The 13878-nt window shown below is 47.1% G+C and carries 7 protein-coding genes; all 7 read right to left on the bottom strand.

Annotated features, from left to right (window positions below):
• Positions 1 to 435: 435 nt before the first annotated feature.
• Entirely contained in the window at positions 436 to 2019 is a 1584-nt protein-coding gene (locus KTO58_RS17640) for a SusD/RagB family nutrient-binding outer membrane lipoprotein (RefSeq protein WP_095838102.1), read from the bottom strand.
• A gap of 40 nt (positions 2020 to 2059) precedes the next feature.
• On the bottom strand, positions 2060 to 5182 hold the full coding sequence (locus KTO58_RS17635) for a SusC/RagA family TonB-linked outer membrane protein (RefSeq protein ID WP_198315207.1): 3123 nt from the start codon (positions 5180 to 5182) through the stop codon (positions 2060 to 2062).
• 394 nt (positions 5183 to 5576) lie between these two features.
• Positions 5577 to 7142 carry a SusD/RagB family nutrient-binding outer membrane lipoprotein gene (locus KTO58_RS17630; protein WP_095838103.1) on the bottom strand — a complete coding sequence of 522 codons (1566 nt, stop codon included), beginning with the start codon at positions 7140 to 7142 and terminating at the stop codon, positions 5577 to 5579.
• A 28-nt stretch (positions 7143 to 7170) separates the two neighbouring features.
• A complete protein-coding gene (locus KTO58_RS17625) occupies positions 7171 to 10614 on the bottom strand; it encodes a SusC/RagA family TonB-linked outer membrane protein (protein WP_157752877.1) in 3444 nt (1147 codons plus the stop codon).
• 62 nt (positions 10615 to 10676) lie between these two features.
• A complete protein-coding gene (locus tag KTO58_RS17620) occupies positions 10677 to 11696 on the bottom strand; it encodes a FecR family protein (protein WP_095838105.1) in 1020 nt (339 codons plus the stop codon).
• Between the two features lie 146 nt (positions 11697 to 11842).
• Positions 11843 to 12433 carry an RNA polymerase sigma factor gene (locus tag KTO58_RS17615; protein ID WP_095838106.1) on the bottom strand — a complete coding sequence of 197 codons (591 nt, stop codon included), beginning with the start codon at positions 12431 to 12433 and terminating at the stop codon, positions 11843 to 11845.
• Positions 12434 to 12811: 378 nt separating this feature from the next.
• Complete coding sequence (locus KTO58_RS17610) at positions 12812 to 13687, bottom strand: AraC family transcriptional regulator (RefSeq protein WP_095838107.1); 876 nt, start codon at positions 13685 to 13687, stop codon at positions 12812 to 12814.
• Between the last annotated feature and the right edge of the window lie 191 nt (positions 13688 to 13878).

The raw sequence follows: 13878 nt of genomic DNA, 5'->3' as shown, positions 1-13878 counted from the left end.
TCTATAGTTTTTTCATATAATCCGTTTTTTCAGGGCAATACTTCTACATACCGGTCTGATGGTCGATCTTACCAGCGATAGCTATATTGTGTTCCCTATAGCATTAGATATGCAGATTTTGTTGTAAGGTAGGACAGCAGCCTGCCTACCTCTGTTCCTCATTTACGTGTGCATAGGTCTGTAACCGTTCAATTGTTTTTCATCTCTATTGTACCTGGAATTTTTCAAACAGGTCTATCCGCGTTAATACAAAGAAGTCGTGGAAGAAAATGACAAGTACCATCCGGATAAAAAAAATTTTTATCCGATCAGATAAAGTGGAGGATTTAATAGGGAAATTACTAACGACGCTCACTCACATGAAAAGAAAAAGAGAATTGCACACAGATCATATGCCAGCATGACCTGCGTGCAATCGATCGATAAAACGGCGGATTACTTATCCCACCATAACTTAGTGCCCCCATTATCCGGGCCTCCCAGTAAACTAACCGCACGCAACAACGCAGCCTGGTTAGTCGCGTATTCATTAATACTGAAATTCAACCGGCTGATAAAATCCCCTTCCTTAATAGCCCCCTGGCTCTTGTTCAACACTACCGGAAACAATTTGGGATATCCTGTACGCCTGAATTCCGCCCAGGCTTCTTCTCCTTCCGGGAACATGGCAATCCATTTCTGCGTAATGATCCGCTCCAGCTTCCGCTCAAAAGCATCCGATTCCTCCCACCGTATAGTCACCGTACTCAAATGAGGATCACCTGCAGGCACATCATTCGCCCGGGCCACAACCGACTTGGGATCTATATATGGCTTCGGCACCTTTTTGTTATCTGTATAGTAACTTGCTGCATCTCCCAGCCCATACTGGTTGAAAGAGGTTTGGATACCGGTATTATAATTGAATAGCGCCTCGCCGGCACCAGCCCACCCTCGTATAGCTGCCTCCGCCTTCAGAAACCAGGCCTCCGCCGCCGTCATCAATAATAACTTGCTGGGCAATTCCGCCAGCACCGAATAATTCTCATACCTGATCTTGGCGTCCAAATCTACGCCGTTACGGATACCTTTGTACTGGCCGGCAACAACAGGGTCCTTGGCAGGTAGGAAATATTTACTTATCCGGGGATCAGCATACCCTCCCAGGATGGATTCCATAGGAGCCCCCATGCGGATATCCGTCCAGCTGCCACTGATCGTGTTCAACGGATGTGTGGTAGTGCCGATGTCTACCTGGAAGTTATCTCCCGCGGCCGACAGCAAACCCGCAGCATTCGCCAGCGCCGCCTCCCCTTCCGCCTTTGCCTTGGCAGGATCAGCAATAGCGATCCGTATCGCCAACCGTAAACGTAAACTATTGGCAAACTGTAACCATTGTTTATAACTGCCCCCATAGACCAGGTCCGCCCGCTTGAATACATCCGATACAGGCTGCGTATATATAGGAGTAAGAATGTCGATAGCCGTCTTCAGGTCTGCAAAAAAAGCGTAATAAGCCTCCTGCTGACTATCATACTCAATACTATTGTCAGGTGTCACCTGATCATATTTAGTATAAATGATAGGGCCGTACAGATCACTTACCCGATGCATCGCCTCCACCCGTATGATCTTAGACATCGCGTAGAGGTCTTTGATCCGCTCTTTAGAGTAGGCAGCAGCCTTTGTAGTTGGATTCATGACATTGGTGTACGCCACATCGAAAGCAGCACTATTCCAGCTGTCAATTAATGCATAGTTGAGATTGTTCCCGCTGGAAAACGGATTGGGAGACATCATATAACCAGCGTACACATCCCCGTTCAGGTTCTGCTGTAACTGGAACAGGTCCACAGGCTGAAACAGGTAAATGCTACGTTGTGCCTGCTGCAACTGCGCAGCCGTTAACGCAAAATCAGGATTGAGATCTGTATCCACCGATCCGAATGGGTTCTTATTGATTTCCTCGAAATTTTTAGTACATCCGGATAACGCCAGCAATACCGGAATACCTAAATACAATAGCGGTCTATATAGCATAATATTTTTTTTAAAGAATAAAGGGTAAACTCAACCTTTCTTAAAGGGAACATTTCACACTGAGGCCAAAACTGCGGGTGGCAGGTAAACTGAACACATCCACACCTTGCAGGCCGTTATCCGTACTCATACTGATCTCCGGATCATAAGGCGCCTTCTTCGTAAAGAAGAATAAATTCCGGCCTACCAGTCCTACCTTCAGGTCTTTTACCACCTTCGAGGTCAGCGGGATCGTATAGCCAATGGCCAGCTCCCGCAACCGGATATTGGTCGCATCATACATGTAGTATTCAGTGATGCCGGCACGGCCACCCACAGTACGGTAAAAGATCTCTGCAGGGATCTTGTCGGTGAACTTACCCCCACTGGCTTTGCTGGCATCAATGCTCACGCCGCCGTTATTACGGGCATCCGCTGTCACCTGCGATACGCCATACTCGTCAAGCATCGCCTGCGTGATACTCATCACCTTCCCGCCAAAGCGACCATCGATCAGAAAACTGCACGTCAGGTTCTTCCAGCTGAAATTGTTACCCCAGCCGAGTAAGAACTTGGGAGTAGGATTCCCCAGGTAGGCCAATGGACCACTTTCCTGTAAGGGCTTACCAGTATTATCTACCAGGATAGAACCGTCAGCAGCCCGCGCAAACCTGCGGCCGTAAATGTCGCCGTAAGAACTGCCCTCCCGGATACGTAAAGAATAGTTATTCACATTTACTCCTTTAGGCCCGATGAGATAATCACCCTTTAACTGCTCCGCCAGCCGTATGATCTTGTTCTTGTTATGTGTAAAGTTCAGCGTCGTCTGCCAGCTGAAAGCACGTTTCTTAATAACATCGTAACTGAGTGTAGCCTCTACACCACTGTTCTGTATCTTACCCGCATTGATAAACACGTTGGGATACAGGAACCCGACAGATATCAGGAAGTCGAAATATTGATCCTGTGTATAGGATTGATACCAGGTCGCATCAAACGACAAGCGGTTATGTAGCATACGCCATTCCATACCCGCTTCAATAGACTGCGTCACCTCGGGTTTCAAGGGCCTGTTCAGATAAGGACCGGCAGTATTGGAAGTAAGTACGCCAGACACGAGCGTATTGGTCGGTAAAGTGGCAAAAGGCTGCACATCATTACCCACACGGGCATACGAGAATCGTATCTTGGAATAATCAATAAAAGAGGGCAGTTTAACCAGCTCATGCAGGATAGCATTGATACCGGCTGAATAATACAGGTAACCTTTTTTTACATCCGGCGTATACGCCAGTGTAGACGACCAGTCGTTCCGGGCAGTCAGGTCCAGGAAAACTTTTTCATCCAGGTTTACACCCGCTGTAGCAAATACAGATTGCAGCTGCCTGCGTACACCGGTAGGCCGGATCGTAGCCGCATTCGTCGGCACCACATTTCCGATATGGAATACATTGGCTGCAACAAGGCCGGGGCCGGAACCTTTGGAATCAATAAATTCCCGCTCCTGTCTCAGATCAGTAATACTCGTACCGAGTGTGAAATTAAGACCTACACGCTGGGACAGCTTGCGGTTGCCCACCAGCAACAGATCGCCGTAATACTGCGTACTGCTGAATTTATCAAAAGTATAGCGTCCGTTCTTATCTGCCAGCGTCGTCTGTGTGGAGGCATAAGCCTTCAGTTCGTATTTATCCCAGGCTTTATTCACATTTCCCCTGGCTTGCAAGAACAGCCAATCGGTCAGCTGGTAGCGCAACTGGAGCGATGCCAGCAGGTTGTCTTTGCTGTTATCCGTAATATTACGGTGCAATACCCAGTAAGGATTTTGCTGTATATCCAGCCCTGCCATATTGTTGTCAAAGTCGATGTTCCACCAGCGTTGCAGATAAGTATTCCTGACAGGAGAGAACTTCTCATAGTCCTTGTAGGTGTCAAAGTTTAAACCTCTGGGAAAGAGATAGAGACCGCTCAGGGGATTGTAGTATAGCCCGGAGGTTGCACGGTTGTGGCTTTTCTGCGTGGTCATCAGCACATTCGCATCCATGGAGAGTTTACCGTCGAGGAACTGTGCGGTCTCCCTGATATTGATAGTATGTTGATTAAAAGTACTGGTAGGTAATATCCCGTTATTGGTTGTATTGGAATAAGAAAAATAGGTTTGTGCCTGATCGCTGCCCGTGGAAAGATTAATAGCATTGATCCATGTATTCCCTGTACGGAAAAACGGTTTTACGTGATCGGGATTACTGCCTTTAGGTCCCCAGCTGTAAGCGCTGCCCTCACCACTCTGGTTGAATTCATACTGCAGATCGGGCTTGTATGCTGCCTGATCTAATGTGAAGTTGGATGAATAATGGATGCGGGGATGACCTGATCTGCCTTTTTTTGTCGTGATCATGATCACCCCATTAGCGGCCTGACTACCATATAAGGCAGAGGCAGAAGCGCCTTTTAGTACGTTGATGTTGTCAATATCTTCGGGGTTGATAGTACTCAGGATATCTCCACCGTCACGACCGCTGGAGCCGGTGCCGGAAGCCTGTCCCCATATGTCGGTAGGTTGCGCTGCGGTGAAGTTGACCATAGGTACGCCGTCTACCACATACAATGGCTGGTTCTCCCGTATGGACTTCTGACCGCGTAATATCACCCTGGCCGAACCCGCGACACCGGAGGCACTTCTGCTGACTTGCAGCCCCGATACTTTTCCCACCAAGCTGTTTACTACATTCGTTTCCTTTACCTGGCTCAGATCGGCTCCTTTCACCTGTTGTGTCGCATAGGTCAGCTCTTTGGGCTTTCTTTGTATACCAAGCGCAGTAACAACAAACTCACTTAATCCACGCACCTGCTCCTCCAGCACAACTGTAATATTACGGTCGTCGCTCACGGCGACTTCTTTATTGACATAACCAACGAAACTGAATACCACCACTTCCCCTGTTTGTACAGATAAGCGGAAGATGCCGTTGGCATTGGTCTGCGTGCCTCGCTTACTATTCTTCAATGCTACTGTTACACCTGGCAAGGGGGTTCCTTTATTGTCCTGCACGACGCCACTTAATTCCTGCGTCTGCTGGAATATCGTCCCGGCGACCGGACGACCGGCCCCCGGCAGGGGATCAACGAGCGATAACAGCAACAGACTGGCTGCTCCGCCGAATTTTAAAAAGGTCATTTTCATACGTGTCAAATGCTTTAAGAATGAATGGATGTATTATTATGGGTGCATAGCATGGTGGTCAATAGCAGACATGAATGGTCCATAGCGCAATGTCTTTGCGTTTTTCGCATCCGATTGCAACGAATACGACAGTGGCGCGTATAACATGCAACACGCGGGGGTACGGGAGTATTTAAATTAAATGGATATTTTTTTAAAAATAGGGGCGCTTCCATTTACCTGTAACGATCAAACAGGTAATGAGGCTGGTAGCATTATTTTAGGTTTAGTTGTTGATCGATACAAACGCTCTATTTACTGTTGGTCATGGGTCTGTACTGTTGGGCATCGCTTGTATCAGCTGCAGAAAGAAGTCGTGGAATAGGCACGCAGGTACTATTGGGGGCATAAAATATCAGCGCTGGTCCCACCATAAACGGGTACCGCCATTGTCAGGGCCTTTCAGCATCCTTACGGCCCGGGCTACACCTAATGGATTGGTTGTATACTCAGATCTGGCAAAATTTACTCTTCGTATAAAATCTTTCGTAGAAATAAGATTACCGCTGTTGTTCACAACCACTGGGAATAGCCTGGGATAACCCGTACGCCGGAATTCACTCCAGGCTTCCTGTCCCTCAGGGAACATAGCAATCCATTTCTGTGTAATAATGCGCTCCAGTTTGCGGGCAGGGGTATCGTCGTTTTCCCACCTGATTGTAATAGTAGAGAGATTTTCATCCCCTGTACTGACATTGTTAACCGAGTTCAGCGGGTCCCGGTATGGTTTGGGAATGGCCGTATGATCAGCTATATAGCTGTTGAAATAGGGTAATAACCCATATTGCTCAAAAGAAGCCCGTATGCCGGCTTCATAATTACTCCTGACATCACCGGCCCCATTCCATCCATACAAGGCAGCCTCCGCTTTCAAAAACCACGCTTCCGCCGTTGTCAGGAACTGGATACGGTTTGGTAATACTGCCAGCTGCGAAAATCCCTCATACGTCTCCTTGGACGTAATACTGATACCATTACGGATACCATGATAAACACGGTCTTCCAGTTTTGAATATTCAAAATACTTCGGCAGACGGGGATCATTGTATCCTGTCAGGATGGATTCCATAGGAGCTCCCATACGGGTATCATCCCAGGTATGACCGATCACATTCAAAGGGTGGGAGAGGGGAGCGGTGTTGATGGAAAAATTTTCATCGGTAGCGCTGAGTATACCTAATGGATGACGTAAGGCGGCCTCTCCTTCGGTTTTCGCCTTTACCGGGTCTACACCAGAGATGCGTATCGCCAATCTCAGACGCAGCGTATTGGCGAGTTTGATCCACTTACGATAGTCCCCGTCATACGCCAGGTCGAATTTTTTGAAGTGTTGTTGGGTGGTATTGGCATATCCTTCCAATACACGGATAGCCCCATCCAGGTCCTTAAAAAAGGCATAGTAGGCTTCCTGTTGTGAGTCATAGTCTATACTATGATCGCTGTTGATCTGCTTATATTTGGTGTAGATCACCGGCCCATAGATATCGCTGATCCGGTGCATGCCGATCACCCGTAATATCTGCGCCCAGGCATAAAAGTCTGCATACTCTCTGCCAGCCCGCTCCATTACATAATTGCAGTTGGCCATGATATAGCCATACGTCCTCTCCCACAACAGGTTAGTCCACTTGTCCAGCAATACATAGGTGGTATTATTGCGATTATCCTCAAATGGCTGCGGACACATCATATAACCTGCATACACGTCACCCAGCAGGTTCTGTGTGACCTGTGCACGATATGGATCTTCCACCACCACATAGTTCAGCATCACCTGCACGAGCGGTTCCCCCAGGAGCTTGAAGTCAGGCTTCAGTTCCTCTTCATTGAAATCGTATGGGTTTTTGTTGATCTCATCGAAATGTTTGGTACAACCACACACCAAGATCGTCAGCATTATCACAACAAAGGTCTGTTTCATTGGACGAACTTTTTAAATAGATAAATAACTAAAAGCCTGCCCGCAGGCTGATACCATAGCTACGGGTAGCCGGTACGCCAAATACGTCTATACCTTGCAGGCCATTCCCGCTACTCATAGATACCTCTGGATCGAATGGAGCTTCCAGTTTGAAAAAACAGAGATTCTTTCCTGTAATGCCAAGCTGTATATACTGTATCCATTTATTATTTATGGGCAACCGGTAACTGAGTGATAGCTCCCGTAACCGGATATTGGTGGCATCATACATATACAATTCACCGATACCGGCCCTGCCTCCTACAGTAGCATAGTATTTCCGGGGGTCATATTTTCCCGGGAAAGGCTGTTGATGCTCATCTTCTGCATTCAATATCACCCCGCCGTTATCCCTGGCAGCCGCACTGGCGGCACTGGTGCCGTATTTGTCCAGCACCGCCTGTGTCACACTCATGACCCGTCCGCCAAACCGGCCATCTACTAGCATACTCAGTGTCAGGTTCCGGTAGCTGAAAGTGTTACTCCACCCCAGTGTAAAACGGGGATTCGGATTACCCACCTTTTTGAATACCGTATTGGTCTTCAAGTTACCATCCGCTCCGATAACGTATTTGCCATCTGTACCCCGCTGTAATTCCTTATTGGCGTATATATCCCCCCAGGAGCCACCTTCCTTCACAAAAGAGCCATACATATTCACCGCAAAATCCGTGAGTATAAAATAGTTGTCTGCATTCGCACCGGGTATGGCAGCATTGCTGAGCTTTACTACCTTATTCTGGTTAGTGGTGAAATTAACATCGGAAGTCCAGTTGAATCGTTTGGTACGTATTGGTGCTACACTTAGCGTAGCTTCGATGCCCTTGTTCTGGATATTACCCAGGTTCAGGTAATAGGTAAGATAACCCGAACCGGGAGGAGCGGGTACTTCCATGTATTGCTGATAGTTGTTGTTCTTATAAAGTGTGAGATCGAAATTGAGGCGGTTGTTAAACAGGCGTATTTCCATACCGGCCTCCAGCGAATGGTTATCTTCCGGTTTCAGGTACATACCGGGGTAAGGGTTATGTGTGTTGAAAGATACACGTGTAACTCCCGCTACCGTCTGCAACATAAACCTGGCAGGTTTAGAAGCATAGGGGGCAATGTCATTGCCTACCCGAGCATAGGATACACGCAGCTTCGCAAAATTGATGACAGCCGGCAATTTGACCAGGTCGCTGATAATACCTGCCATCCCCGCAGAATAGTAGAAATATCCTTTGTTGCGTATAGGCGTATAGGCGAAAGTACTGGACCAGTCGTTACGTCCGGTAAGGTCCAGGAACAGGGCATTTTTATATCCCAGCTGTACATTGGAGAAGATCGCCTGCAGCTGCTTCTGCTCAATAGAACGTTGTGCATCCAATGCTGTGCTGAGTATATCTGCTACTGAGAACTTGTTGGCATAACTCAATCCGTCTTTGACAAACGGGTTTGTACTCACCAGCGTGCGGTCATGCGCCTTTACATCCAATATGCTGGTACCAATGGCGGTAGCCAAATTATAATTGGCGCCCAGTTTGTGGGTCATGTTGACCATGATATCCCCATATATCTGGGTATTGGCTTCTTTTTCCAGGGTATACCGGCCGTTGGCAGGAGCCAGCACCTGCTGGGTACCGGCATAGGCCTTCAGCTCATATTCATCGAACGATTTGTCAAAACTTCCTCTTGCCTGTACTGACAGCCAGTCATTCACCTTATACCGTAATGACATGGAGCCCAATCCGCGATAGCGGCTATCGGTATGGATGTCCCGGTTCAGTACCCAGTAGGGATTCTGCTGATCGTCGTCACCGGTCCAGCCTGCAGAATTACGTATGTTCCACCAGTTCTGTAAAGGCATATTACGTCCGTTGTCAAAGTATTCATATTCCCGTTTGTAGCGGTTGAAATCCAGCCCTCTTGGAAAGTTATACAGCCCGGTGAGCGGGCTGTAATACAAACCGGACGACAGCCGGTTATAAGTACTTTGCGCGAGCAAAGTGGCATTGATGTCTACAGAGAGTTTGTCATCAAATAGTTTCAACGTCTCCCGGAAATTGAAGGTATGCCGGAGAAAACGGTTGGTAGGTAATATGCCCTTGCTGCTGGTATTGGAATAAGAGAAATAGGTCTGCGCTTTGTCGGTACCTGCACTGAAAGAGAGGGAATTGATCGCTGTGATACCGGTCTGGAAAAAAGAAGATACATGATCGCTGGCTTGTACAGCGCCACCCCAGCTATCCGGCGAACCAGGTTGTGGTTTTCTGTTGGCATCGATAAAAGGTACTGTGGTCTGCCCGTAACGATACTGTAGTTTGGGCATGATCGATGGGGATTCCAATGTGAAATCAGAACAGAATTCGAGCCGTCCTCTGCCGGGCCTTCCCCGTTTGGTGGTGATCACGATTACCCCGTTGGCTGCCTGGCTGCCATATAATGCCGCTGCGGATGCGCCCTTCAGTACGCTGATAGTCTCAATATCATCCGGATTGATATTAGAAATACCATCCCCGCCATCTCTGCCGCCACTGCCAATGATGCCGGATGCCTGTCCCCATATATCCCGTGGCTGGGCAGGAGTATAGTTGGCCATCGGTACACCATCGATAATATACATGGGCTGGTTCTCACGGGTGGATTTGTTACCCCGTAATATTACCCGGGCCGACCCTCCAAGTCCCGCACTGCTGCGGTTGACCATCATTCCGGCTACTTTTCCCGACAAGCTGTTGATCACATTGCCATCTTTCACCCGAGTAATATCTTCATCGCCGACCTGCTGCGTAGCATAGGTCAGCTCTTTGGTCCGCTTAGAGAGCCCCAGTGCTGTCACGACAAATTCATTAAGCCCCTTGATAGCCTCATTCAGCGTCACTGCTATCTCTTCCTGTTTATCAATGCTGATCTCCCGGCTGTTATATCCTATAGAGCGGATCACCAGTACATCTCCCTGCCGGATAGCGATGGTAAAACTTCCGTCCTCCTGGGTCTGGGCGCCCCGCTGACTATCCCGTACCCATATGGAGGCGCCTGCCACCGGCTTTCCTGCCGTGTTATAGACCTTACCGGAAACGGACCGCTCCGGAATATTACCACGGATCAGGGTCACCGACGACGATGGCTTTTCCTGACCAACCGGTGTATTGCAGGTGGGCGCGACAATCACTTTCTGCTCTTTGAGGGTAAAACATAAACCTGTTAACTTGGATAGATGCTGTAATACCTCTGTGATCGGCGTTTTTACAAAATGTACGGTGATCTTTTTACGCAGGTCCAGGTCCGACTTATCATAATGGAAATTAAGGCCTGTGATGGCTGCCAATTCAACCATCACCTCCTCAATATGTTTGTGTTTCAGGTGGAGGGTAACGAAAACATCTTCATGTAGTACAGTAACAGCAGCAACCGCCCGGGTACTTGCTCCCTGGTTCAATAAGGCTATCATGGTACATGACAGGGCACAGATCTTTAGGAGGCATGACCATTTGAGCATAGAGACAACACCGATCAGTTTTTATTTTTTAAAAAGATCGAATCCTGGTCGATCGTGTAGGACAGACCTTTTGTAAGACAAATAGTTTCTATAATATCCTGGAGACTTTCATCTTTGAAGAAACCGGTATATTCCCACTGGGTTTTATCACTTTGGTTAATGATCGTCACGCCATAACGGTTTTCTATTTCCTTGATTACTTGTTGGTAAGAAGCATCTTTAAACACCAGGTATCCTTGTTTCCATCCCACTATTTCCTCTGGTTTACTGAAGTTAACTTTTTCCAGTACAAGCGAATGTAGGTCAAAATCCAATTGTTCGCTAGGCAAAAGTATAATTGGCGGCTGCGGCTGACCTTCTTTGACATGGTCTACCTTGACTTTACCAGCCAGCAGCGACACTTTGATCTTTTGTTCATAAGCATAGGCCCGTATGTTGAAGACCGTTGCCAATGCTGTAGTATTGAGCTCTCCGGTGTGTACGACAAAGCTGGCGCCACCATTTTGAGCTACTGTAAAATGTGCTTCTCCTTCCAACAGGTAAATATCCCGGCTGTGACTGCCAAAACCTACCGGATATTTGATCTTGCTGGAAGCATTCACTACCACTGTACTACCGTCGGACAGTACGATACGTTCTGTAGCACCTTTATTGGTAGAGACCTCCACAAAGCCATCCCGGATCATGCGGTTGGTTTTCCCGTTGCCGGATTTAACTGCCAGGCCAGGTAGTGCGGCCGGCTGTTGTGCCATATAGTAACGGATGCCGAAAATACCTGCTGCAATTAACAGTACGGCTGCGGCAGCCAGGGAATATATCCGCCTGAGCCGGTTACGACGAACCGGCGGCTGTATCCGTTCCTGTATGTGCTGATGCACATCATCCAGCTGCTGTTGCAGGTAGTGTTCGTCGACCAGCATGGAATGATGCTGGTTGATCCCCTCAAACCATTGCTCTATAATGGCAGACTCTTCATCTGTGCTGCTACCTTGGTTGTAGCGGTCCAGCATATGTCTGATCTGATCTATATCCACCTTGTTGGTTTTATGATTCTGACTAGTAGTCGTTTAAAAGGGACTAAAGTACTATTGCGGGGTATAAATAGCCGGCTGGCGGGAACGTGGACCATCATCTGTCTAACGTGGAAAACAGACGGCGTAACAGTGCCTTTCCGATAAACTTATAATTTATCCAGTGCCCAGGTCGCCAGTATCAGTAATATCACATCTGATTTGGCATAGTGGGTACGCAATATCTTCAGTGCTTTGGTGATCTGATTTTTTACCGTTTGCTGTGATAAACCCAACTGCTGGGCGATCTGCTCTACGGTAAGGTGCTCCAGCCGGCTCATCATAAAGATCTGTTTCATTCGTTCCGGCAGATGGTTGATAGCTTCAAACAATTCCTGGGTCCTTACCTTGTAGTCCAGGGTTTCGTTGATAGCATGTGGCTGTGTATCAAAGTGTTCGATCAGTTGCTGCAGGTATTTCCGGTAGTTACTGTTCTTACGGTACAGGTCTATAATCTTGTGCCGGGCAGCCTGATAGAGGTATCCTTTCAGAGAATCGCTGATCGTCAACGTCTTACGTTTCTCCCATAGTATAGTAAACAACTCCTGCAGGATGTCCTTTGCAGTTTCTCCTGTATCGGTTTTGCTGAAGATGTAAAGGTACAGCTGCTTACTGTAGCGTTCATAAATAGAATTGAAAGCAGCTACACTATTCTCTTTTAGCAAGCATAGTAATTGGTCATCTGTATAACTGCTGTACATGAGTATAACTAAAACTACAGGCGAAAAAATCTTGGTTGATAAAATAGCAGGAAGGTAAATTAAGGATATTGTTTCGAAAATGCACAAATAATTTTAACAGAAACATCACATATTTCTTTAGGTATTGATAGAGAATATGCTATGTATTTTAGGTAAAAAAAAAGTAATGTGAGTTTCCGCTATTATATGTCGTTATTTTTCTTGCTCGCGGGATTTTAACAGCAAAAAATTCCCCTGTTCCGAAAGAGAATGCCCTCCGGAAAAATGCTTTTTAGCCATCGATAAAATCGTAAACCTATATTTTTGACTGGAGAATAAGTGGAGTTGCACATCTTATTTGCTCATATACTCCGCAGAATGACAGTATTTTAACCCTTGCTATGCTTCTTTCATCCGTAATTCGTTCTTATATTCCTTTGGTGTCTTGCCGACGATCTCCTTGAAAAAGCGGTTGAAGTTCGACAGGTTCTTAAATCCACAGGAATAAGCGATTTCTGCAATCGACCAGTCTTCCTCTGTCAACCGTTTACAGGCATGCCCGATACGCACTTCATTCAGGAACTGCACGAAGGACTTTTTGGTACGGTTCTTAAAGAAGCGGCAGAAGGACTGCGGTGACAGGTTAGTAATGCTGGCGACATCCTGCAGGGATATCTCCTTGGAGAAATTGTTCATGACGTACTTAAACACCTCGTCGATCTTGTGGTTGTCCTTCACGTTGTAGGCATGGGAATAACCGGTGCTGGCCAGGAAATAACAATCCTTGGTCTCGGACAGTGTCTTCAGGATGTGGAGGAGGGAGATGATCCGGTCCAGTCCATCCTTCTGTGGCAATTGCAGGATTTCGTCTTTCAGCATTTCATGTGTATCCCCGATGATCTTCATGCCCCGCTGTGCGCGGTGGAAAAGTTCGGTCAATGCTTTGGTTTCCGGCAAGCCGTAGAACTTCTCCCCGAAAATGTCTTTGGGAAAATAGATGACTACGGACCGTGCTTTCAATTGTTCACTTCCCTGGTAATAGGCCTCGTCATTATACCATACATGTGGTATATGTGGCCCCAGGAATACCATGTCGCCGACCTCAAAGCTTTCAATACTGTCACCGACTATGCGTTTACCGTGGCTTTCTGTCACGTAAACGAGCTCACACTCCGGATGAAAATGAAAGGGTGTGTTGAAATGTGGATCGCATCGCTCAATAATAGTGATCTGATTATCGGCAAAAGCCCCAACTTTAATAAGGATGGGTTTCATTCAGTATAAGATTTTGACTGGCTTTGATAACTCTCTAATGACTCCCGTGTAGGGTATGTTTCCTATGATTGTTGCCAAATTATTAAAATTTGGTTAAAAAAATATCATTTTAATGATCCTCGGGACAAATAATTTATTGGACTGCAGGAAAATATCCCATGGCAGGTAATATAGGGTACACAAAAAAAAGT

It is taken from the genome of Chitinophaga pendula (assembly GCF_020386615.1).
GTDB classification, from domain to species: domain Bacteria; phylum Bacteroidota; class Bacteroidia; order Chitinophagales; family Chitinophagaceae; genus Chitinophaga; species Chitinophaga pendula.
This window is presented reverse-complemented; position numbering and strand designations above follow the sequence as displayed.

Bases quoted from the DNA above. Each gene is read 5' to 3' on its own strand.
- KTO58_RS17640 (WP_095838102.1), bottom strand. From the start codon at position 2,019: ATGCTATATAGACCGCTATTGTATTTAGGTATTCCGGTATTGCTGGCG.
- KTO58_RS17635 (WP_198315207.1), bottom strand. From the start codon at position 5,182: ATGAAAATGACCTTTTTAAAATTCGGCGGAGCAGCCAGTCTGTTGCTG.
- KTO58_RS17630 (WP_095838103.1), bottom strand. From the start codon at position 7,142: ATGAAACAGACCTTTGTTGTGATAATGCTGACGATCTTGGTGTGTGGT.
- KTO58_RS17625 (WP_157752877.1), bottom strand. From the start codon at position 10,614: ATGATAGCCTTATTGAACCAGGGAGCAAGTACCCGGGCGGTTGCTGCT.
- KTO58_RS17615 (WP_095838106.1), bottom strand. From the start codon at position 12,433: ATGTACAGCAGTTATACAGATGACCAATTACTATGCTTGCTAAAAGAG.
- KTO58_RS17610 (WP_095838107.1), bottom strand. From the start codon at position 13,687: ATGAAACCCATCCTTATTAAAGTTGGGGCTTTTGCCGATAATCAGATC.